Raw genomic sequence first — 21,676 nt, 5'->3', positions numbered from 1 at the left:
TAGCCGCTCTCACGCGATTCTGAAAGCCTCGGCGTGACGAAAACTCGCCCCGCGCCCCCGGGCGGCTTTTCTTGCCGGATCGGAACCTGTAAGCTGGCTCCGAACGTCCGCGGCCTGCCGCTGCGGAAGAATAATGTGAGCCGGGCGCGGGTCAGGGGGCGCACCGGCGCCAAAAAGGGGCTCTGGAGCATGTCGCATTCGATCCGCTGGGTCTGGGCTGTCGCTGCCGTGGCGGCGCTCGCCGGCTGCCAGGAGGGCACCCAGCCCTTCGGTTTTCTCAAAGGCGCGCCGAAAGACGAGAGCGGCGCCGTGCCCGAGGCCACTTCCGCGCGGCTCGTCGAACGCGATGTCGAGGCGCCCGAGGTGTTCTCGGTCGAGGAAGACGGGCTCTGGGACGGGCGGCCCTCGCTGGGCGGCGTCTGGGTGGCGCATCCGGGCGTGAAAGATCCCGAGCGGGTGATCATTCGCAACACCGCGAACGGCAAATTCGTGATCGGTGCGCTGTTCCGGCGCGAACGCGACAATCCGGGGCCGAAACTTCAGATCTCCTCCGATGCCGCTGCCGCGCTCGATGTGCTGGCGGGCGCGCCCTCCAAGCTCTCTGTCGTTGCGTTGCGCCGCGAGGAAGCGGCTGCAGAGGCGCCCGAGACCGCCGCGCCGGACACGGCATCGGGCAGCCTGCCCGCCGCCGAAGAGATTGCCGCCGCGCCGATCGCGGCGCCGCCCGGAGGCGCCACACCGCCGCGCCCGGCAGGCGATCTCGCCGCGCGCGCGGGGGCCGCGATTGCCAGCGCAGAAGCCGCCCCGCCCGCCGCCAAACCGGCCCCCGCCAAACCCGCCCCTGCCAAACCGGCGGCAGGCACCAAGATGTTCGTGCAGATCGGCATTTTCTCCACCGAAGCCAATGCCCAGCGCGCCTCCGAGCAGCTTTCCAAAGCGGGCGTGATCGCCACGATCCGCACCGAAAAGAGCCAGGGCAAGACGTTCTGGAGCGTCGTCGCCGGCCCCGCCACCTCCCGCTCGGACCGCGACGCGCTGATCCGCAAGATCAAATCCGTCGGCTATGCCGATGCCTATCCTGTTTCGAAGTGAGGCCCGCCGCTCGATGACCTTTGCAAAACCGTTCCTTCGCCTCGTCCTGCTGCTCGCGGCCCTTCTTGCCGCGCTGCCCGCCGCCGCGTTTGAAACGCGCGCCCGCGCGGCCTGGGTCTATGACCTGACAACGCAGACGGTGCTTTTGGAAAAGAACGCCGATGTGGCGCTGCCGCCCGCCTCGATGTCGAAGCTGATGACGCTGAACCTGCTCTTCGAGGCGCTGCGCGAGGGCCGGGTGACGATGGACACCACCTTCGCCGTCTCGACGCGCGCCAAGCAGATGGGCGGCTCGACGATGTTTCTGAACGAGATGGACCGGCCCACGGTGCGCGATCTGATGCAGGGGATCGCGATCAACTCGGGCAACGATGCCTGCGTGGTGGTGGCCGAGGGGCTTGCGGGCTCCGAAGAGGCCTTTGCGCAACGGATGAGCGAACGCGCGCCGCAGCTTGGCATGACGCAATCGAGCTTTGCCAATGCCTCGGGCTGGCCGCATCCGAACCAGCGCATGTCTATGCATGATCTGGGCGTGCTCGCCGTGCGCATCATCACGCAATTTCCCGAATATTATCCGCTCTTTGCGGAGACAACCTTCAACTACAAGAACCGCGCCCCCGCGAATGCGCACAACCGCAACCCGCTTTTGAAGATCGCCGCTGCCGACTGGCACGCCGACGGGCTGAAAACCGGCCATACCGAAGAGGCGGGCTACGGCCTTGTCGGCTCTGCGGTGATGGGCAACCGCCGCATCGTCTTCGTGCTCTCGGGGCTTGGCTCGGAGGCGGAGCGCGCGCAAGAGGCGGAGGCCGTGGCCAACTGGGCGTTCCGGCAATTCGTGCTCAAAACCGTGGCCGAAAAGGGCACCCGGCTCGCCGAGGCGCCGGTCTGGCTTGGCGCGCAGTCGCGCGTCGGACTGGTTCCGGCAGAAGATGTCGCGCTGCTCCTGCCTGCGGGCGCGGCGGCCGGCGTGACCGCCGAGGCGGTTTTTGCGGCGCCGCTTACCGCGCCGGTTGCGGCGGGCGCCACGGTCGGGCAGCTCGAGATCTCGGTGCCGGGGTTTGACGCGCCGCGCGTGGTGCCGCTGGTGGCGGAAGCAGAGGTGCCGGCGGGGGGCTTTGTGACCCGCTTCACCTCCGCGGCGCTGCGGCTCTTTGAGCGCGCCGTGGCGATGACCGCCAGCAGCTGAGCGATGTTCATCACCTTCGAGGGGATCGACGGATCGGGCAAATCCACCCAGGCGCGGCTCCTTGCGGAAGCACTCGGGGCGGCGGGGCACAGTGTCGTGCGCACGCGCGAGCCCGGCGGCAGCCCCGGCGCAGAAGAAATTCGCGCGCTTGTGTTGCAGGGCGATCCCGAGCGCTGGTCTGCCGAGACCGAGATCCTTCTCTTCACCGCCGCCCGGCGCGACCATCTGGAACGCACGATCACCCCCGCGCTTGCTGCCGGAAAGGTTGTGGTGTGCGACCGCTTCGCAGACAGCACCCGGATGTATCAGGGGCTTTCGCGCGGGGATCTGCGCGCCCAGGTGGATGCGCTGCACCGGCTGATGATCGGGCAAGAGCCGGACCTCACCTTTCTGATCGACATTGACCCCGCGGTGGGGCTCTCCCGCGCCAAGGGGCGGCAGGGCCATGAGGAGCGGTTCGAGGATATGGGGCTTGGCATGCAGGCGCGCATGCGGGCGGGGTTTCTCGCGCTCGCCAAGGAATTTGCGCCCCGGTTTCGGGTGATCGACGGCGCCCGCCCGGCCAAGATCGTTGCCGCCGAGGTGTGCGCGCTCGCCACCGCAGCGCTTGCGGCGCGCGCCGGATGAGCACGACCGACTTCCCGGACCCGACCGCGGTCGAGGGCGCGCCGCATCCGCGCCAGACCGCGCGGCTTTACGGGCAGGCGCACGCCGAACAAGCCTTTCTGGAGGCCTTCACCTCTGGCCGCCTGCATCATGCCTGGATGCTCACCGGCCCGCGCGGCGTGGGCAAGGCCACGCTCGCCTGGCGCATCGCGCGGTTTTTGCTCACGCAGCCGCTTGAAGAGGGCGGCGGGCTCTTTGGCGCCCCCGAACCGCCGCGCAGCCTTGACGCCGACCCCGAGCACCCGGTGTGCCGCCGCATCCTGGCCGAGGCGGAACCGCGCATCTTTCATCTCAAACGTGGGCTCAACAGCACCAAAAGCGCGCTTTCGGAGGATATCCGGGTGGAGGAAGTGCGCAAGCTCACCTCCTTCCTGCATCTCTCCGCGGCGGATGGCGGGCGCCGCGTGGTGGTGATCGACGCCGCCGACGAGCTTGCCACCGCGGGCGCCAATGCGCTTTTGAAACTGCTCGAAGAGCCGCCGCCGCTTGTCACCTTTCTGCTCGTCACGCACCAGCCTGCGCGGCTTTTGCCCACAATCCGCTCGCGCTGCCGCGAGTTGCGGCTCACCACCCTGCCGCCCGAAGAGCTCGCGCTGGCCCTCAGCGCCGCCGAGGCAGAGGTGAGCGCAGAGCAAACCCTTGCGCTCTCGGCGCTTGCGGGCGGCTCGGTGGGAGAGGCGCTGCGGCTGATCAACCTCGACGGGCTTGAAAGCTATGCTGCGCTCGTGACGCTTTTCGGCTCATTGCCGCGGCTGGAGCGCACCCGCGCCTGGGCCTTGGCGGAATCGGTGACCGGGCGGGCCAATGAGCCGCGGTTTGATCTGATGTTGCGGCTGATCGACCTGTTCCTGTCCCGGCTCGCGCGCGCGGGGCTGACCGGCCCGCCGATGCCCGAGGCGGCGCCGGGCGAGGCAAAGCTGATGGCCCGGCTCTCCCCCGATGGCGCGGCCGCACTGAAATGGGCCGGGCTGCATCAGGATCTGGGCGCGCGCGCGCGTCACGGCAAGGCGGTCAATCTTGACCCCGCCGCGCTGGTCATGGATATGGTGTTGGCAATCAACGCCGCCCCCTAGCGGCAGGAGAGAGACGTGACCACCCTGCCCCGTATCGTCGACAGCCACTGCCATCTCGATTTCCCCGAACTGAGCGCGGAACTGCCCGAGGTGATCGCCCGCGCCAAGGCCGCAGGCGTGACGCGGATGGTGACGATCTGCACCCGGCTGCGGTCCGTGCCGCAGGTGCGCGCGATTGCCGAGGCCCATGAGGGCGTGTTCTGGGCTGCGGGCACGCATCCGATGAGCGCCGCCGAGGAGCCGATGGCGACGGTCGAAGAGCTTGTCGCCCTCGCCCGGCATCCGAAATTCGTCGGCATCGGCGAGACCGGGCTCGATTACCATTACACCGCCGACAGCGCCGAGGTGCAGAAAGTTTCGCTGCGCCTGCATATCGAGGCTGCGCAAGAGACCGGGCTGCCGCTCATCATCCATTCGCGCGCCGCCGATGAGGATATGGCCGCGATCCTGACCGAGGGCATGAAGCGCAAGCCCTATGCTTGTGTGATGCATTGCTTTTCGTCGGGCGCGGCGCTTGCGCAAACGGCCATCGAGCTTGGCTTCTATCTCTCGATGTCGGGCGTCGCCACCTTCCCCAAAAGCGGCGAGATCCGCGAGATCTTCGCCAAGGTGCCGCTGGAGCGCGTGCTCGTCGAGACCGACAGCCCCTATCTCGCCCCGCCGCCGCATCGCGGGCGGCGCAATGAGCCGGCCTTCACCGTCCATACCGCCAAGGTCGGCGCCGAGGTGTTTGGCCTGAGCTTCGAGGAGTTCGCGGCTGCCACCACCGCCAATTTCGAGCGGCTTTTCGCAAAGGCCTGCCATGGCTGACCGGCTCCGCTTCACCATCCTCGGTTGCGGCTCCTCGGGCGGCGTGCCGCGGATCGGCGGGCATTGGGGCGAATGTGACCCGAAAAACCCGAAAAACCGCCGCACGCGCTGCTCGATGCTCGTTGAACGCGTGGGCGCCGCGGGCATCACCCGGGTGCTGATCGATACCTCGCCCGATATGCGCGAGCAGCTGTTGCGCGCCGGGATCGGCACACTCGATGCGGTGGCCTTCACCCATCCCCATGCCGATCACCTGCACGGGCTCGACGACATCCGCCAGATCACCTTCAACATGCGCGCGCGGCTGTCGGTCTGGGCCGATGCGCCCACCACGGATGCGCTGATCAACCGCTTCGGCTATGCCTTCGTGCAGCCCGCAGGCAGCGACTACCCGCCGATTTGCGATCTGCACGAGATCACCGGGCCCTTTGGCGTGGATGGCGCCGGGGGGCGGCTCGATTTCATTCCCTTTGAGGTCGAGCACGGCAATATCCCGGCGCTTGGCTTCCGGGTGGGGGGGCTTGCCTATCTGCCCGATGTCTCGGCGATCCCGGAGCCCGCCTGGGCCGCGCTCGAAGGGCTTGACTGCTGGGTGCTCGATGCGCTGCGCCGCAAGCCGCATCCGAGCCATGCGCATCTGGCGCTCTCGCTGGAATGGATCGCGCGCGCGGGGGCGAAAACCGCCGTGCTCACCAATATGCATATCGACCTTGATCACAGCGATGTCGAGGCCGAGACCCCTGCGCATATCCGCGCCGCCTATGACGGCATGGTGCTTGAGATGGCCGCGCCATGAGCGCGTTGATCGACGTCATCCTGCCCGTCTTCCTCGTGCTGGGCTTCGGCTATATCGTTGCGTGGAAAGGGCTTTTTTCCGAAAGCGCGGTCGAGGGGCTGATGCGCTTTGCGCAGAACTTTGCCGTGCCGGTGCTGCTCGCGCGCTCGATTGCCAAGCTCGACCTTGGCGCAAGCTACGACTTCGGGCTGATGGTGAGCTTTTACGCGGGCGCGCTGATCTCCTTTGTCATCGGCGCAGGCGCGGCACGGCTCTGGCTCAGACGCACCGGCCCGGATGCGGTGGCGATCGGCTTTGCCTGCCTGTTCTCCAACTCGCTCCTCCTCGGCATCCCGATCACCGAGCGCGCCTATGGGCATGATGCGCTTTCCGGCAACTTCGCCATCATCTCGATCCATTCGCCGTTTCTCTACGCCATCGGCATTGTCGCAATGGAGGCCGTGCGCAGCCATGGCACGGGCGCGGGGCTGAGCCGGGTCGGGCTCAATGCGCTGATCGGCGTTTTGCGCACGCCGCTCGTGATCGGCATCCTGACGGGCTTCACGATTCAGGCGGGGCAAGCGCTCACCGGCATGGCACTGCCCGCCCCGGTCTGGTCGGCGATGGACATGATCGCGGGCGCGGCGCTGCCCGCGGCGCTCTTTGGCCTTGGCGGCGTGCTGGTGCGTTACCGCCCCGAGGGCGACGGGCGCGCGATTGCCATGGTCACCATGCTGTCGCTGCTGGTGCACCCGGCCATCGCCTACGGGCTTGGCCGTTTCGTGTTCGATCTTGGCACGCCCGCGCTGCGCTCGGCCGTGCTCACCGCGGCGATGGCGCCCGGCGTGAACGCCTATCTGTTCTCCAACATGTATGGCGCGGCGCGCCGGGTTGCCGCCTCAAGCGTGCTCGTGGCAACCGCAGGCTCGATCCTGACGATCTCGCTCTGGCTCTCGATCCTGCCCTGATACGCCTGACGGCGGGCGCGCCCGCCCTGCCCCTTTCGCAGCCCGGAACCGGCAAATTGACGCATCATTTCTGGGCCGCATTAACCGCCCCTTCAGATGCAATGCGCATTCTCGCAGGCGGGGGACCCGGTGCAAAACACGCCCCCCTGAAACGACGCGAAACTGGGCCTTGGGCTGGGAGCTTTTATGACAACCTGGGTTCTCCAGGGGTTCAACGGGCAGGATCTTTTGATCGACGGCGGCGGGAGCACGCTGAACGTCGGGTCCGGGTTCATGCTCGATCCGGCCTGGGACGCCTCAACCCGAAGCACCACCTACACCTTCACCGACCCCGACGACACCACCCTCTCGGGCGACAACAGCTTCGACAACTTCGGGGATGACTGGACCCAGACCATCGAGGTCCGCGATCCATCCGGCACGCTCACTCACTGGGGCCAAGTCTACATCGAGTCGGCCCTCGGTTTCACGGCGCCGGACGGCAGCACGATCAAGCTCTATGTGCTTGAGGTCAACAACGTGGTTGTTGGCACCGTCACCTCGGCTCCGCTGACGCCGGGCGTGCATTATGTTGTGACCACCAATGACGATTTCGTCTCACCGGTCAATTACAGCGCGCTCGCCTCAACCACCTTCGACCCCGACCTTGTCAACACGATCACCGGTGGCACCGGCAATGACTCGATCCTTGCCGGGGCGGGCGACGACACCATCACCACCGGCGCCGGGTCGGACACGATTTATGGCGGCAGCGGCAACGATTCCATTCAGTTCGGCACCGGCGGCGACTTCGTTCATGGCGGCGACGGCAACGATTACATCGACGATTACAACGGCTCGAGCGGCTACGTTTTCAACGACACGCTTTATGGCGACGCAGGCAACGACACGATCTATGCCGGGGCGGGCAACGATTACGTCGATGGCGGCGCCGACAATGACACGATCTATGCCGAAGACGGCAACGACACTGTCTTCGGCGGCACCGGCAATGATTGCATCGAGGGGGGCGCGGGGAGCGACTCGATCGACGGCGGCGCCGGCACGGACATCATCCTTGGCGGCACCGAGAACGACACGCTCCACGGCGGCGATGGCACCGACTATATGGCCGGCAATGCCGGCGACGACATCCTTTACGGGGACGCCGATGCGGACCGGTTCTATTTCGAAGCCGGTTGGGGCCATGACACCGTTTATGGCGGCACCACGACCACCGCAGGCGGCAGCGACTTCGACACGCTCGATTTCTCGTATTTCGTCGGCCCCGGCATCTCTGTCACCTACACCGATTGGGAAGACGGCACGGCGACAGACGGTTTCAACACGGTCACGTTCGACAATATCGAGGCGATCTATGGCTCCGCCCAAGGGGATACGATCAATGCCGCGGCCGATGGCTCGGGGCTGACCCTCGACGGGCAAGCGGGCAATGACAGCATCCTTGGCGGCTCGGGCGCCGACTGCATCCTTGGCGGTGCGGGCGATGACACGATCTATTCCGGTTTTGGCAATGACACTGTCTATGGCGGCGATGGCAACGATTACATCGACGACAAAGCGGGCGTTCTGGCCGAGACCTACAGCAATTTCGTCGATGCCGGCACCGGCAACGATACGGTCTTCACCGGCGGCGGGTCGGATACGATCTACGGGGGGGATGGCGATGACCAGCTGCATGCCGAGGCGGGAAACGATCTCGTCTATGGCGGAACCGGCAGCGACACGATCTGGGGGGGCGATGGCGCCGATACAATCTGGGGCGGCGATGGCGCGGATTCGATCCTTGGCGGCCTCGACAATGACCTTCTTTACGGCGAGGCAGGCAACGACACGATCTTTGGCGGTGCGGGCAATGATACGCTGTCCGGGGGCACCGGGGCAAACCTGCTTTATGGCGACAATGATGCCGATACGTTCCTTCTGAACTTTGGCGAAGGTTCCACCACGATCTGGGGCGGCGAGGGCGGCACCGACACGGACACGGTCCTGCTGTCGGGGGCTGGCGCGACAGTCACCTGGACCGGCGTCGAGACCGGCACGATCACCTTCAGCGGCGACCCGACGGTCCACTCCTTCTCCGAGATCGAGACCATCGACGGCACCGCTTACGCCGACACTTTCGACGGCACCGCCTCGGGCAGCGGGATCATCGCCAGCACCGGCGCGGGCGATGATACCATTACCGGCTCGGCCTTCGGTGACAGCATCACCACCGGCTCCGGCAATGACAGCGTCCTTGCGGGCGCGGGCAATGACACGATCTATTCCGTCAGCGGCAATGATGTGGTCGATGGCGGGCTGGGGGATGATTACATCGACGGCGGCGCGGGCAATTCCACGCTTTTGGGCGGTGAGGGGAATGACACGCTGATTGCCGGAACCGGGGCAAACAGCCTCTCAGGCGGCGCGGGCAATGACAGCCTTGTCGGCTCCACCACGACCGGCAATGACACGCTTGACGGCGGCGCCGGCGATGACACGATCACGGGCGGCGCCGGATCGAACCTGATCACCGGCGGCGACGGCAATGACAGCATTTTTGCAGGCGCGGGCAATGACACGATCACGGGCGGCACCGGCGCAGATACGCTGACCGGCGGCACCGGCGCCGATACCTATGTGATGTCGGACGGGGACGGCACCGACACCGTCACCGATTTCGACATGACGCTGGTTTCGGGGCTGACCACGGATCAGCTCGATGTCAGCGGCCTGACCGACGCAGAGGGCAATCCCGTCAATGCCTGGGATGTGACGGTCGGGAATGACGGCTCGGGGAATGCCGTGCTGACCTTCCCCGATGGCACATCGGTGACGCTGCTTGGCGTGGACCCGCTCACGGTCGAAAAGGCGCCGATGCTGCACAAGATGGGCATCCCCTGCCTCGTTGCGGGCAGCCCGGTGGAGACGCCCCGCGGCCCGGTGCCGGTCGAGCAGTTGCAGCCCGGCGATCTGGTGCTGACCGCCGCCGGCAGGGCAGAACCGGTGCTCTGGGCGGGTGTGCGCACGGTTTCCGGCGCGGAGATGGCAGCCGATCCGCGGCGCGTGCCGATCGAGATCGGCGCGGGGCAACTGGGCAACACCGCCCCCGTGCGGCTTTCGGCGCTGCATGCGATCCTGGTGCCCGAGGGCCGCGGCGCGCTTGCCCGGGCCGGGCATCTGGCGGCAACCGGCTGGGGCGGCGCGCGGGTGATGCGCGGGATGGCAAGGCCCGGCGCGGTGGTGCGCTATCATCATTTGCTCCTGCCCCGGCACGCGGTGATTTCGGTTGCGGGGCTCTGGGTCGAGAGCTTCTGGCCCGGTCGTCAGGGCCTCTCGGGGCTCGACAAAACCGCCTGCGCACAGCTGATTCGCACCCGTCCGCAGCTCGCTCAGGTGCTCTGGGGGTGCAAAAGTGTCGCAGAGTGCTATTCCCCCCCGGCAGCCCCGTTTTTAAGGCGCCAAGAAATTGATCGTGCGACATGTTTGAACTGGTCGCACATTGTCCGCGAGAAGACGCATTCGGACGGTTTCCAAAGCCTGCCCGCGCAGGTCGGAACTCTGTGACAGCCTGTCGGAAATGACTGTTGAAATATCTCGAAGGCGCTGTTTTAGTTGCCTCACGGGAGCAAACGAACCAGAAAAACCACGGGGAGCCCGCATTGACTGCTGCACCGACCGACGAAGGCTTCGTCGTCTTTGATCATGTCCAGAAGAGCTATGATGGCGAAACCCTCGTCGTCAAAGATCTTAACCTGTCCATCGCCAAAGGCGAATTTTTGACCATGCTCGGCCCTTCGGGCTCGGGCAAGACCACCTGCCTGATGATGCTGGCGGGCTTCGAGACGGCGACGAATGGACGCATCCTGCTTGACGGGACGAACATCAACGAGATGCCGCCGCACAAGCGTGGCATCGGCATGGTGTTCCAGAATTACGCGCTGTTCCCGCATATGACGGTCGGCGAAAACCTCGCCTTCCCGCTCGAAGTGCGCGGGCTCGGCAAGTCTGAGCGCGAGGCGAAAGTGATGCGCGCGCTCGACATGGTGCAGATGGGCAAATTTGCCAACCGCCGCCCGGCCCAGCTTTCGGGCGGCCAGCAGCAGCGGATTGCGCTTGCCCGTGCGCTGGTGTTTGATCCGAGCCTTGTGCTGATGGACGAACCGCTCGGCGCGCTCGACAAGCAGCTTCGCGAACATATGCAGTTCGAGATCAAGCACCTGCACGAGACGCTCGGGATCACCGTGGTCTATGTGACGCATGATCAGGGCGAAGCGCTGACGATGTCGGACCGGGTGGCCGTGTTCAACGATGGCCGGATCCAGCAGCTTGCCCCGCCCGATGAGCTTTATGAGCGCCCGAAAAACAGCTTCGTGGCGCAGTTCATCGGCGAGAACAACAAGCTGCCCGGCACGGTCGAGGAATTGAGCGAGGAGCATTGCCTCGTGCGGCTTGAAACGGGGGAACTGATCGACGCAACGCCGGTCAACATCCGCCACAAGGGCCAGCAGACGCTGGTGTCGATCCGCCCCGAACGGGTCGAGTTCAAGGCAGAGATGATGCCGCCCGGCGCGCATATGATCGAAGCCGAAGTGCTCGAAGTGATCTACATGGGCGACATCTTCCGCACCCGGATGCGGGTTGCCGGAACCACGGATTTCGTGATGAAATCACGCAATACCATCGGTCAGACCAAGCTCTCCCCCGGTGAACGGCTCAAAATTGGCTGGCACCCGGCGGACGCGCGCGCGCTCGATCCGATGTAAGACTGCGGCCCGGGCCGCTGCCGGCGCGCCGGTGGCGGCGCCCCGGGCCGAGGATCTGCCGGCATCTGGCAAGCCCTGACAAAGAGCAGGCGCCCGATGCGCAAGGAGACAGCAGACAGATGCAAAGCGGGGGCACATCCGCACGCATCACGACGACAAACTCATCAACAAGGGAGTAACAAAATGAAGAAACTTCTGGTCCTGAGCACTGCTCTGGTCGCCACGGGCTTCGCTGCGCAAGCGCAAGAGCTTAACGTGGTGTCCTGGGGTGGCGCCTACACGGTCAGCCAGGTCGAGGCCTATCACAAGCCCTTCACCGCCGAGACCGGGATCAAGATCAACTCGATCGACGCCGACAACCCCGCCGCCCCGGTGAAAGCCCAGTCGGAAGCGGGCAACGTCTCGATCGACCTCGCCGACGTGGAACTCTCGGACGCGATCAAGATGTGCGACGAGGGCCTGCTGGCCGAGATCGACCCGTCGATCCTGCCCCCCGCCCCCGATGGCACCCCCGCGACCGAAGATTTCGTGCCCGGCGCGATTCAGGATTGCGCGGTGGCCAACATCGTCTGGGCGACCGTGATCGCCTATGACAAGACCAAGGTCGGCGACACCCCGCCCACCACGGTTGGCGATTTCTTCGATACCGCCAAATATCCGGGCAAGCGCGGCCTGCTGAAATCGGCCAAGCGCACGCTCGAGCTTGCGCTCTATGCCGATGGCGTGGCGCCGGAAGACATCTATGACGTGCTGGGCACCGACGAGGGCGTGACACGCGCGCTTGCCAAGCTCGACACGATCAAGGGCGACATCGTCTGGTGGGAAGCCGGCGCGCAGCCGCCGCAGCTGCTTGCCGATGGTGAAGTGGTGATGACGAACGGCTATAACGGCCGCTTCTTCGCCGCCGAAGTTGCCGAAGGCAAACCTTTCGGCACCATCTGGGACGGCTCCTACATGGATTACGACCTCTGGGTGATCCCGAAGGACGCGCCGCACAAGGAAGATGCGATGAAGTTCCTCGCCTTCTCCACCGACACCCAGCGCCTTGCCGATCAGGCGAAATGGATCTCCTACGGTCCGGCGCGCAAATCGTCGAACGCGCTCGTCGGCCTGTATCAGGACGGCAAGACCGAGATGGCGCCCTACATGCCGACCAACCCGGCAAACATGACCGCGCCGATCTGGACCGACCCGACCTTCTGGGCCGATCACGACACCGAGCTGAACGAGAAGTTCAACGCCTGGCTGGCGAGCTGATCGTCTGACCACCCCGGGCGGGGGCACCCCCCGCCCGATCTCCCCGCCGCATCCCCTGCGGCGGCAACATTTTTGTTGATCGGGGAACCGAATGACCGACGCCTCCTCCCAGATTCCTACCGGGCCGCTCACCACTGCGGATGGCCGCCCGCTCAAGGCCGCCCTGGCCGCCTCGCTTGCGGTTCGCCGCCGCCGCGCCCTGATGCTGGTGGCGCCGCTTTTCCTGTTCATCATGATCAGCTTCATCGTTCCGATCGGACAGATGCTGTTCAAATCCATCTATAACGACGGGTTCTCGAAAAACGCACCGGCGCTGGTGCAATGGTTCGATGAGCACCCCAAAGGGTCGGAGATCGACGAGAGCGCCTATGCCGCGCTCCGCTCGGACCTGATGCTGATGCGGGACCAGAAAACCGCAGGCGAAGCGGGCACCCGGATCAATTATGACATTTCCGGCACGCGCTCGCTTTTCACCGGTGCCGCACGCAAGGCCGAAAAGATGGAACCGCCCTACAAGGACGCTTTCATCGCGCTCGACAAGGATTGGGGCAACCCGAATATCTGGCGCGCGCTGCGTTCGGCCTCGAACCCGTTCACGATCGATTTCTACCTCGCCGCCAATGACATGACCCGCGACGAGACCGGGGCGATCACCGCCGTTCCCAAGGATCAGCAGGTCTACAAGAAGCTGATGGGGCGCACCTTGCAGCTGTCGATCGAGATCACCGCGCTGTGCCTGCTGCTCGGCTTCCCGATCGCGCATTTGCTCGCCACCCTGCCGATGCGCAAGGCGATGCTGTTGATGATCTTTGTTTTGCTGCCGTTCTGGACCTCGCTTCTGGTGCGCACGACCTCATGGATGGTGCTGCTGCAAAGCCAGGGGGTGCTCAACGACCTCTTTGTCTGGCTCGGCGTGGTCGACGAGACTGGCCGTATCCAGATGATTTATAACGAGATGGGCACGATCATCGCGATGACCCATATCCTGCTGCCCTTCACGATCTTGCCGCTTTACTCGGTGATGAAGACGATCCCGCCAAGCTATGTGCGGGCCGCCCGGTCGCTCGGCGCCACCTCCTGGACCGCGTTCCGCCGGGTGTATCTGCCGCAGACCTTGCCCGGGGTCGGCGCGGGCGGGCTTTTGGTGTTCATTCTGGCGATGGGCTATTACATCACCCCGGCCCTCGTCGGTGGTGCGGATGGCCAGATGATCTCCAACATGATCGCCTTCCACATGCAAAAATCGCTCAACTGGTCGCTCGCGGCCGCCCTTGCCGCACAGCTTCTTGTGGTCGTGCTGATCTTCTTCTGGATCTACGACAAGCTCGTCGGCATCGACAAGATGAAGCTCGGCTGAGAGGACGAAACCGATGGCCCTACCCGTCTACGCAAGCCCGCTCGAAAAGCTGTGGCACTACGCCTATCTGGTGCTCTGCGCGCTGATCTTCGTGTTTCTGATCGCGCCGATCATCATCATCATCCCGCTGAGCTTCAACGCCGAGCCCTACTTCACCTTCACCGAGAAAATGGTCTCCTTCAACCCGGACGGCTATTCGCTGCGCTGGTATGACAAGCTGATCACTTTCGGCATGCTCGAACCCGATGCGCCGCGCAACATGGCCTTCTGGCTCGATTTCTGGCACAATGCGACCTGGATGCAGGTGGCCAAGAACTCGGTGATCATCGGCGTTTGCGCCACGGTGCTCTCGGCCGGTCTTGGCACGGTGGCGGCGCTTGGCCTGACCCGGCCCGAGATGCCGTTCCGCAAGCAGATCACCGCTGTGCTGATCTCGCCGATGATCGTGCCGATCATCATCTCGGCCACGGGGATGTTCTTCTTCTACTCCGGCAAATGGGTGCCCAACGTTGGCGCCGATGGCTTCGAATGGGGCCGCCTCGCGGGCACCTATGCCGGGATCATCCTCGCCCATGCGGCGCTCGGCATTCCCTTCGTGATCATCACCGTCACGGCAACGCTCTCGGGGTTTGACCAGTCGCTTGTGCGCGCCGCCGCCTCACTTGGCGCCAACCCCCGCACCGCTTTTTTCCGGGTGGTGATGCCGCTGATCATGCCGGGGGTGATCTCGGGCGGGCTCTTCGCCTTTGTCACCTCGTTTGACGAGGTGGTGGCGGTGCTGTTCATCGCCGACCATACCCAGCAAACGATCCCGCGGCAGATGTGGAACGGTATTCGCGAGCAGATCTCCCCCGCGATCCTCGCTGTCGCAACGTTGCTCGTGTTGCTCTCGATCTCGATGCTGACAGTGCTTGAACTGCTGCGCCGCCGCTCGGAACGGCTCCGCGGCATGTCGCCGAGCTGATCGGCCCGCCGGTTCACAACAAACGCAAGGGGGGGCGCCAGCCCCCTCTTTTCATTTGGCGTGTGCGGTCCGCTCAGCCTGCCCCGCTCGGCCTGCCCCGCTCAGCCTGCCCCCCCGCGCCATGATCCGGCTCCCGCTGCGGCGCAACCTGCCGCACCGCGCCAAACCATCGCCGGGCCGAGCACGCCATGCAAAAGGGGCGCCAAAGCGCCCCTTTGAAGACTGTTCTGGCCCGTTTCTCAGGGTTGGGTCGGCAGTTGTGCCGCGCCGGTGGCGACCATATTGGCCGCCCCCGCCGCCAGCCCGGCGAGGCCCGCAAGCCCGCCCGCGGCCGACGCCGATTGCGTCGAGACGGTGGCCGCCGGCGCGGAGGCCGGGATCGCAGGCGCGGTTGCGCTCGGGGCCGCCACCGGCACCGGCAGCATCGGCACGAGGCTCGCACGACCGTTAAGCGCCATCGACGCTTTCTTGATCAGACCGGCGCGGTCCGCCTGCTCGGGCAGGAACACCGGCGTCTGGCCGACAGAGAGCGCATTTCCGCTCAGATCATACCAGTCGAGGGCCAGATCGGGATGGGCCTCAAGGCCGACGCCCGAGGTCAGGTGGTGCCCCAGCAGTTCGGCATAGACCATCTGCCCGGCCCCGGTCAGCACAAGCGCCGAAGCGATGGCCACCTCCGGCTCGTCCAGCCCGTAGCCCATCGAGAGGCAGACTTTGGAGGTCGAGACGAGCTGATCTTGCGACATCCCCGATTGCGCGATCCAGCCCTGGATCGAGGCGACCATATCGTCGCGCGGGGTCGTCGTCAGCAGCGCCACCTGATCCTTCAGCGCAGCCCCGAAGCCACGGCATTGCGTGGCGATCTGCTCGGGCGTGAAGCCTTGAATCTGCTTGCCAATCGCATCGCCATCGGCCTTGGCCGCGGCAGAGACGGCGCAGAATTGCTCGCCGAGCGCCTGGCCGGCATCCGAAAGCATCGCGACGGTCTGCGGCCCGCCATTCGCGCCGGTTTTCGCGCGCACGCCCGCGCAGTAGCTCGTCAGCGTCACCTTCGGCGGCGCCATCGAGGCGCCAAAGTTCGGCATCGCGGCGGGCGGCGCCGCGGGCGCGGCAGCGGCGAAGTTCGGCATCGCCGCAGGCGCCGGCGCCGCGGGCTGCGCCGCCATCATCGCGGGCGGTTGCGGCGCGCTCGGCATCGGCATCGGCACCGGGGTCGCGGCCATCATCGCGCCGTCTTTCTTCACTTCGCACAGGCCGTGCGAGCAGGAGAACGAGGCCGGCGTCGCATTGGCGACCTGGAAGTCGTTGCGCTGATAGCCCTGCGGCGTCGAGGCGAAGACCCGCACCGTGCAGGCCGGGCCGTTGCACCAGAAGCCCGAGCCGGTGACCGAGGTGTCGATCAGGTAATCGGTGCGCCCGTCGCTGTTCATGTCGGCCAGTTGCACAAAGCCCGCGCGCTGCATCAGCTGCATCGGTTCAACATTGGTGTTGCGCGCAATCTCGAACACCGCCTCCGAAACTTCGGGCGGCAGGCCACCGATCGTGCCGCCCGCATAGCCCGCAGACGCCATGCCCGCCCCGCCCCCGCCCATCATCTGATCACGTTGCGCAACCAGCATTCCGCGAATCCCCTGCGGGCTCGTCGAGATGATGTTTTGCACCTGCGGCCCACCGAGTTGGGCGCGGTTATAGGCGGTCACGAGAATGTTGCGCTCTGTCTCGGTGAGCTGGCCCGTTGCCGGATAGCCGAGCAGCGCCTGATACTGCGAGATCGCGGCGCGCGATTTGGAGCCGAGAACACCATCCGGGGTGCCCACGGGATAGCCGAAATAGTTCAGCGAATTCTGCACCTCGCGGTTCTGCTCGCGGGTCGCCGAAGAGACCGAAGAGCTTGAGGAGCTGCGGCGCACGGTGCGCGGTTGATGGGTGCGGCTCGCCTCGTTGATGATGGCCGCGCCGATCATCCCGCCGATCAGACCGCCGACAACGTCGCTCCCGCCAGCGAGCACCGGGGCGCCGGAGGTCATTCCAACACTGAGGGCAAGAACACTTGTGAGCAGATGATGGGTTTTCATATCTCTCTCCAATTCCGGGCCAAGGGCCACCACGCGACGAGAGGGCGCACCCTCGAGGCTGTCAAACTTCCGTGATTGTTTCGCAAGAATCGGCCTTGAGGCAAGCGATTTGTTCTTTTACGTCGACAGGAAAAGGAAAACGTCATGCCAGAATGGATCCGCTCTGAGACCCCGGTGCCATACCCGGAGGCACTTGCATTCATGGAGGCCCGCGTTGCCGCGATCGCCGCGGGCACCGCGGAGGAGGCGATCTGGCTGCTCGAGCATCCGCCGCTTTACACGGCGGGCACCTCGGCGCGGCGCGAAGACCTTGTCGACCCGGACCGGTTCCCCGTTTATGAGGCAGGCCGCGGCGGGCAATACACCTATCATGGCCCCGGGCAGCGCGTCGTTTATGTGATGCTCGATCTGAACAAGCGCGGGCGCGACGTGCGTTGTTTTGTGCAGGCGCTCGAACATTGGGTGATCGCGGCACTGGCGGCCTTCAACGTGCGCGGAGAGATTCGTGCGGGCCGCGTTGGCGTTTGGGTGGCGCGCCCGGAGAAGGGGCCTGGCCCCGATGGCGCCCCGCGCGAAGACAAGATCGCGGCGATCGGCGTGAAGCTGCGCCGCTGGGTCAGCTTTCATGGCATCTCGATCAATGTCGAGCCCGATCTGAGCCATTTTTCCGGCATCGTGCCCTGCGGCATCCGTGAGCATGGCGTGACCTCGCTCGTTGATCTGGGGCTGCCGGTGGCGATGGAAGATCTTGATCTGGCACTGGAAGCGACCTTCCAAACCGTCTTCGGCGCGCCGCAGGCTTCGGGCCAACCCAAGGATATAGTGACCAATCCGTCATAATGTGAGATGCGCGACCATTTGCCCTGTGGTATTGGGATTGGCGGGCACCAAGACTGCCTGGTGATCCCGGCCAAGCCGGGCAACAAAGCATCAAACAGACCAAGGATCCAGCGATGAAGATCAGCCTCTACGCCACCCTCGCCGCGTTTGTTCTGGCCACGCCCGCGCTCGCTGAGGGCGATGCCGCCAAGGGCGAAAAAGAATTCTCGAAATGCAAGGCCTGCCACTCGATCATCGCGCCCGACGGGACCGAGATCGTGAAAGGCGCCAAAGTCGGCCCGAACCTCTATGGCGTGGTCGGCCGCACCGCGGGCACCTACCCCGAGTTCAAATACAAGGACTCGATCATCGCCCTCGGCGAGACCGGCTTTGCCTGGACCGAAGAGGAGATCGCCGAATACGTGAAAGATCCGGCGAAGTTCCTCAAAGCCAAGCTTGACGACAAGAAGGCGAAATCGGGCATGGCGTTCAAACTCGCCAAGGGCGGCGAAGACGTCGCGGCCTATCTCGCCTCGGTCGCGCAATAAGTTCAGGCGCCCCGGCGCCAAGGGGCCCGGTCGTTCGACCGGGCCCTTTTCTTTTGCCTCGATCCGAGCTCCGGGCCAGAACGTTTTCCCGCCTGCCCGCCCAAGCGCCGGAACGGCCCCCCGCCCCGGCGCGCCAAGCCGCACCACCGTTCGGCCCCGCCGCCGCGGCCCGCCGACAGCCTCCTTGTTTTTCTGCCCCGGTTGTAACCCCCCGGTGCAAATGCGATCTGACAAGGGACCCACCGGAGCCCCTCGCATGCCGCCTCTCTTCACCCAAACCCATCTTCTCGGCCTCGCGGGCGGAGTGCTGATCGGCACCTCTGCCGCGGTGCTTTTGCTTGGCAATGGCCGCATTCTTGGCGCCTCGGGCATTCTTGGCCGCCTTGTCACGCGGGAGAGCCGCGGCGCGGATGCGCGCGATCTCGCCGCCTTTGTGGCCGCCCTCGCCCTCGTGCCGGCCATCGCCGCCCTGATCGGGGGCGCGCCCGCCTTCCACAGCCAGGCCTCGCTGCCGGTGCTTGTGCTTGCGGGCCTCGCGGTGGGGCTCGGCACGCGGATGGCGAATGGCTGCACCTCGGGCCACGGTGTCGTCGGCATGACGCGGTTTTCGCGGCGCTCGATCCTCGCCACCGTGATCGCGCTTGGCACCGGCTTTGTCACCTATCACATCGCCCATTCCACTTTGGGAGCCCTCTGATGCGCCGCGTGATCTGGACCCTCTCGGGCGCCCTTTTCGGCCTTGGCCTCTGGCTCTCGGGAATGACCGAGCCGGGCAAGGTTCAGGGCTGGTTCGACCTTGCCGGGGCCTGGGACCCGACGCTCGGTTTTGTCTTCGCGGGCGCGATGATCCCGATGCTGATCGCCTGGCGGATCGCGGCGCGGATGCCGCGCGCGCTCACCGGTGGCCCCTTGCCCGCGCCGCCCGAAAAAGGCATCGACGCGCGGCTCGGCCTGGGCTCGGCCCTGTTCGGGTTCGGCTGGGCGCTTGCGGGGCTCTGCCCCGGCCCGGCGATTGCGAGCCTCGGCTGGTCCGGCCTTGCGGGGGCAAGCTTCACCGCGGCGATGCTCGTCGGCATGGGGCTTTGGCATTTCCTCGCCGCGCGCCACAGCCCGGCCCTCGCCTGAGCGTAAAACAGCGCGGCGCATGAAAAAGGGGGGCAGCGCCCCCCTCTTTTATTCTCGCGGGCGTGCCGGCTCAGCCGAGTCGCGCTTTCACCATCGGCCCGACGGCGCCAAAATCCATCTGCCCGGTATGGGCGGCCTTGAGCTCCGCCATCACCCGGCCCATGTCGCGGATCGAATTGGCGCCAAGCTTTTCGATTGCCGCCGTGATCGCCGCCTCCACCTCTTCGGGGGAAAGCTGGCGCGGCAGGAATTCCTCGATCACCGCAACCTCGGCAAGCTCCTTCTCGGCCAGTTCAAGCCGCCCGCCCTCTTCATAGGCGCGCGCCGATTCCTGCCGTTGCTTCACCATCTTGCCGAGGATCGCGAGGATCTCCGCATCGCCAACGGTCGCCCCGTCGCCGGCGCCGCGCAGCGCAATCTCGCGGTCCTTGATCGCCGCATTGATCAGCCGCAGCGTCGACAGCCGCGCCGCCTCCTTGGCCTTCATCGCCTCTTTCAGCGCCGATGCCAGCTTTTCGCGCATGCTCTGCCCCATCCGTGATTGCTCAGAGCCGCCACTCTAGCCCGAAGCGCCGCCCGGCACAACCGGCGCAAGCGCATGATTTCATTGGATTTCATCATTTTCCCAAAAGCCTTGACGCCCCCCGCCCGGCCCCGTAGGTTCGGCCGAATTTATCTTGGGGAGTCGCGCCATGCCCATCAGCCATCAACCGTCGGAAAAACCAACCGCGCTGATTGCCACCGCAGATGGGCAACTGTTCTATGGCCGCGGCTTTGGCGCCACCGGAGAGACGGTCGCGGAGCTGGTCTTCAACACCGCGATGACCGGGTATCAGGAGATCATGACCGACCCGTCCTACGCCGGGCAGGTTGTCACCTTCACCTTCCCCCATGTCGGCAATGTCGGCGTCACCCCCGAGGATGACGAGACCGCCGAGCCGGTTGCCGCGGGGCTGGTGGTGAAATGGGATCCGACCGAGCCCTCGAACTGGCGCGCGGCAGAACATCTTGTTGGCTGGCTGGTGAAGCGGGGCCGGATTGGCGTCGGCGGCATTGATACCCGGCGCCTGACCCGCGCGATCCGCCAGCAGGGCGCGCCGCATGTGGCGATTGCGCATAACCCCGAGGGCGTGTTTGACATCGAGGCGCTGGTGAAAAAGGCGCGCGACTGGAAAGGCCTTGTGGGCCTTGATCTCGCCAAGGATGTCACCTGCGCGCAAAGCTACCACTGGGACGAGCAACGCTGGGCCTGGCCTGAGGGCTACAGCAAACGCTCCGAACCCGGCTTCAAGGTCGTCGCCATCGATTACGGCGCAAAACGCAACATCCTGCGCTGCCTCGCCTCGGCGGGCTGTGACGTGACCGTGCTGCCCGCCACCGCCACCGCCGAAGAGGTGCTGGCGCTCAACCCCGAGGGCGTGTTCCTCTCGAACGGCCCGGGCGATCCGGCGGCCACGGGCACCTATGCCGTGCCGATGATCAAGGGCGTGCTCGAGACCGAACTCCCCGTGTTCGGGATCTGCCTTGGCCACCAGATGCTGGCGCTGGCGCTCGGCGCCAAGACCATCAAGATGAACCACGGCCATCACGGCGCGAACCATCCGGTGAAGGATCTCACCACCGGCAAGGTCGAGATCACCTCGATGAACCATGGCTTTGCGGTCGATGCCCAAACCCTGCCCAAGGGGGTGAACGAGACCCATGTGAGCCTGTTCGATGGCTCAAACTGCGGCATCGCGCTGGAGAATCGCCCGGTGTTTTCGGTGCAATATCACCCCGAAGCGAGCCCCGGCCCGCAAGACAGCTACTATCTTTTCGAGCGTTTCGCCGCCGCAATGGCCGCGCGGCGCTGACCGGGGCCCCCAAGCCGCACGGCGCGGCGCTGAAAATGCTTGAGATTTCATGAACCGTCGCGAAAGCGCGCCCGCCACCCCGAAAGGATGGGCGGGCGCGCTTTCGTATTAACCGCTTCTTAACCAAAGTTCCGGCACCCTGACCGCGTATCGAGTGTTTGGTGACGAGGTCAGGATGCGGGACGCGGCAGAGCGCAAGGTGATCCACGCCGATTTTGGCGCCGCGGCACGCCGCGCGGTGGCGGCAAAGCTCGCCAAGCCCCTCCTCGCCGAGGAAGCCGCCCCGCCGCGACCGCTGCCCCCCCCCTGCCCCGGCAAGCGCACCGCCGCGCCCGCGCCCGCAGCCGGGCCGCAAAC

General features: G+C 65.7%; 18 protein-coding genes and 1 pseudogene. 17 read left to right on the top strand and 2 right to left on the bottom strand.

Going from position 1 to position 21,676, the window contains the following annotated elements:
* The first annotated feature begins 189 nt into the window (after positions 1-189).
* From ACFSM0_RS12530 to ACFSM0_RS12475, 12 genes are all read left to right on the top strand, one after another.
* The gene (locus ACFSM0_RS12530) at positions 190-1,092 is read left to right on the top strand and encodes an SPOR domain-containing protein (protein ID WP_377390857.1); all 903 of its coding nucleotides are present in this window, start codon (positions 190-192) and stop codon (positions 1,090-1,092) included.
* A 13-nt stretch (positions 1,093-1,105) separates the two neighbouring features.
* Entirely contained in the window at positions 1,106-2,281 is a 1,176-nt protein-coding gene (locus ACFSM0_RS12525) for a D-alanyl-D-alanine carboxypeptidase family protein (RefSeq protein ID WP_377390855.1), read from the top strand.
* 3 nt (positions 2,282-2,284) lie between these two features.
* On the top strand, positions 2,285-2,908 hold the full coding sequence (tmk, locus tag ACFSM0_RS12520) for a dTMP kinase (protein ID WP_377390853.1): 624 nt from the start codon (positions 2,285-2,287) through the stop codon (positions 2,906-2,908).
* On the top strand, positions 2,905-4,020 hold the full coding sequence (locus ACFSM0_RS12515) for a DNA polymerase III subunit delta' (RefSeq protein WP_377390851.1): 1,116 nt from the start codon (positions 2,905-2,907) through the stop codon (positions 4,018-4,020). The genes tmk and ACFSM0_RS12515 overlap by 4 nt, the downstream gene beginning before the upstream one ends.
* A gap of 15 nt (positions 4,021-4,035) precedes the next feature.
* The gene (locus ACFSM0_RS12510; RefSeq protein ID WP_377390849.1) at positions 4,036-4,830 is read left to right on the top strand and encodes a TatD family hydrolase; all 795 of its coding nucleotides are present in this window, start codon (positions 4,036-4,038) and stop codon (positions 4,828-4,830) included.
* On the top strand, positions 4,823-5,626 hold the full coding sequence (locus tag ACFSM0_RS12505) for an MBL fold metallo-hydrolase (protein ID WP_377390847.1): 804 nt from the start codon (positions 4,823-4,825) through the stop codon (positions 5,624-5,626). The genes ACFSM0_RS12510 and ACFSM0_RS12505 overlap by 8 nt, the downstream gene beginning before the upstream one ends.
* A complete protein-coding gene (locus ACFSM0_RS12500) occupies positions 5,623-6,573 on the top strand; it encodes an AEC family transporter (protein ID WP_377390845.1) in 951 nt (316 codons plus the stop codon). The genes ACFSM0_RS12505 and ACFSM0_RS12500 overlap by 4 nt, the downstream gene beginning before the upstream one ends.
* Positions 6,574-6,759: 186 nt before the next feature.
* Positions 6,760-10,122 carry a Hint domain-containing protein gene (locus tag ACFSM0_RS12495; RefSeq protein WP_377390843.1) on the top strand — a complete coding sequence of 1,121 codons (3,363 nt, stop codon included), beginning with the start codon at positions 6,760-6,762 and terminating at the stop codon, positions 10,120-10,122.
* A gap of 95 nt (positions 10,123-10,217) precedes the next feature.
* Positions 10,218-11,321, top strand: coding sequence for an ABC transporter ATP-binding protein (locus ACFSM0_RS12490; RefSeq protein WP_377390841.1), 1,104 nt, complete (start codon positions 10,218-10,220; stop codon positions 11,319-11,321).
* 183 nt (positions 11,322-11,504) lie between these two features.
* A complete protein-coding gene (locus tag ACFSM0_RS12485; RefSeq protein ID WP_377390839.1) occupies positions 11,505-12,578 on the top strand; it encodes an ABC transporter substrate-binding protein in 1,074 nt (357 codons plus the stop codon).
* A gap of 91 nt (positions 12,579-12,669) precedes the next feature.
* A complete protein-coding gene (locus ACFSM0_RS12480) occupies positions 12,670-13,935 on the top strand; it encodes an ABC transporter permease (protein ID WP_377390837.1) in 1,266 nt (421 codons plus the stop codon).
* 13 nt (positions 13,936-13,948) lie between these two features.
* A complete protein-coding gene (locus ACFSM0_RS12475) occupies positions 13,949-14,899 on the top strand; it encodes an ABC transporter permease (RefSeq protein WP_377390835.1) in 951 nt (316 codons plus the stop codon).
* Positions 14,900-15,138: 239 nt separating this feature from the next.
* Here the strand turns inward: ACFSM0_RS12475 and ACFSM0_RS12470 are convergent, their stop codons facing one another.
* Positions 15,139-16,974, bottom strand: coding sequence for a peptidoglycan-binding domain-containing protein (locus ACFSM0_RS12470; protein WP_377390833.1), 1,836 nt, complete (start codon positions 16,972-16,974; stop codon positions 15,139-15,141).
* Between the two features lie 138 nt (positions 16,975-17,112).
* Here ACFSM0_RS12470 and lipB point away from each other — a divergent pair.
* The 4 genes and pseudogenes from lipB to ACFSM0_RS12450 all read left to right on the top strand — a co-directional run.
* Positions 17,113-17,814, top strand: a pseudogene (gene lipB / locus ACFSM0_RS12465) (lipoyl(octanoyl) transferase LipB); the annotation flags it as partial.
* A gap of 113 nt (positions 17,815-17,927) precedes the next feature.
* Positions 17,928-18,341 (top strand): c-type cytochrome, encoded by a 414-nt coding sequence (locus tag ACFSM0_RS12460; protein ID WP_377390831.1) that lies wholly within the window; start codon positions 17,928-17,930, stop codon positions 18,339-18,341.
* Positions 18,342-18,597: 256 nt separating this feature from the next.
* A complete protein-coding gene (locus ACFSM0_RS12455) occupies positions 18,598-19,038 on the top strand; it encodes a YeeE/YedE family protein (RefSeq protein ID WP_377390829.1) in 441 nt (146 codons plus the stop codon).
* On the top strand, positions 19,038-19,466 hold the full coding sequence (locus ACFSM0_RS12450; protein ID WP_377390827.1) for a DUF6691 family protein: 429 nt from the start codon (positions 19,038-19,040) through the stop codon (positions 19,464-19,466). Before ACFSM0_RS12455 ends, ACFSM0_RS12450 begins: the two co-directional genes overlap by 1 nt.
* A gap of 70 nt (positions 19,467-19,536) precedes the next feature.
* Here the strand turns inward: ACFSM0_RS12450 and ACFSM0_RS12445 are convergent, their stop codons facing one another.
* Positions 19,537-19,989, bottom strand: a complete 453-nt coding sequence (locus tag ACFSM0_RS12445) for a GatB/YqeY domain-containing protein (protein ID WP_377390825.1) — start codon at positions 19,987-19,989, stop codon at positions 19,537-19,539.
* A 169-nt stretch (positions 19,990-20,158) separates the two neighbouring features.
* Here ACFSM0_RS12445 and carA point away from each other — a divergent pair, with 169 nt between their 5' ends.
* On the top strand, positions 20,159-21,319 hold the full coding sequence (gene carA, locus ACFSM0_RS12440) for a glutamine-hydrolyzing carbamoyl-phosphate synthase small subunit (protein WP_377390823.1): 1,161 nt from the start codon (positions 20,159-20,161) through the stop codon (positions 21,317-21,319).
* Positions 21,320-21,676 lie beyond the last annotated feature (357 nt).

The organism is Rhodobacter lacus, assembly GCF_042683065.1.
Classification (GTDB): Bacteria; Pseudomonadota; Alphaproteobacteria; order Rhodobacterales; family Rhodobacteraceae; genus Rhodobacter; species Rhodobacter lacus.
Note: the sequence above shows the minus strand (reverse complement) of the source record. Positions and strands in the feature narration are given on the sequence as shown.

Bases quoted from the DNA above. Each gene is read 5' to 3' on its own strand.
- ACFSM0_RS12480 (WP_377390837.1), top strand. From the start codon at position 12,670: ATGACCGACGCCTCCTCCCAGATTCCTACCGGGCCGCTCACCACTGCG.
- ACFSM0_RS12450 (WP_377390827.1), top strand. From the start codon at position 19,038: ATGCGCCGCGTGATCTGGACCCTCTCGGGCGCCCTTTTCGGCCTTGGC.
- ACFSM0_RS12455 (WP_377390829.1), top strand. From the start codon at position 18,598: ATGCCGCCTCTCTTCACCCAAACCCATCTTCTCGGCCTCGCGGGCGGA.
- ACFSM0_RS12515 (WP_377390851.1), top strand. From the start codon at position 2,905: ATGAGCACGACCGACTTCCCGGACCCGACCGCGGTCGAGGGCGCGCCG.
- ACFSM0_RS12495 (WP_377390843.1), top strand. From the start codon at position 6,760: ATGACAACCTGGGTTCTCCAGGGGTTCAACGGGCAGGATCTTTTGATC.
- ACFSM0_RS12445 (WP_377390825.1), bottom strand. From the start codon at position 19,989: ATGCGCGAAAAGCTGGCATCGGCGCTGAAAGAGGCGATGAAGGCCAAG.
- ACFSM0_RS12505 (WP_377390847.1), top strand. From the start codon at position 4,823: ATGGCTGACCGGCTCCGCTTCACCATCCTCGGTTGCGGCTCCTCGGGC.
- tmk (WP_377390853.1), top strand. From the start codon at position 2,285: ATGTTCATCACCTTCGAGGGGATCGACGGATCGGGCAAATCCACCCAG.
- ACFSM0_RS12500 (WP_377390845.1), top strand. From the start codon at position 5,623: ATGAGCGCGTTGATCGACGTCATCCTGCCCGTCTTCCTCGTGCTGGGC.
- carA (WP_377390823.1), top strand. From the start codon at position 20,159: ATGCCCATCAGCCATCAACCGTCGGAAAAACCAACCGCGCTGATTGCC.
- ACFSM0_RS12530 (WP_377390857.1), top strand. From the start codon at position 190: ATGTCGCATTCGATCCGCTGGGTCTGGGCTGTCGCTGCCGTGGCGGCG.
- ACFSM0_RS12460 (WP_377390831.1), top strand. From the start codon at position 17,928: ATGAAGATCAGCCTCTACGCCACCCTCGCCGCGTTTGTTCTGGCCACG.
- ACFSM0_RS12470 (WP_377390833.1), bottom strand. From the start codon at position 16,974: ATGAAAACCCATCATCTGCTCACAAGTGTTCTTGCCCTCAGTGTTGGA.
- ACFSM0_RS12485 (WP_377390839.1), top strand. From the start codon at position 11,505: ATGAAGAAACTTCTGGTCCTGAGCACTGCTCTGGTCGCCACGGGCTTC.
- ACFSM0_RS12475 (WP_377390835.1), top strand. From the start codon at position 13,949: ATGGCCCTACCCGTCTACGCAAGCCCGCTCGAAAAGCTGTGGCACTAC.
- ACFSM0_RS12525 (WP_377390855.1), top strand. From the start codon at position 1,106: ATGACCTTTGCAAAACCGTTCCTTCGCCTCGTCCTGCTGCTCGCGGCC.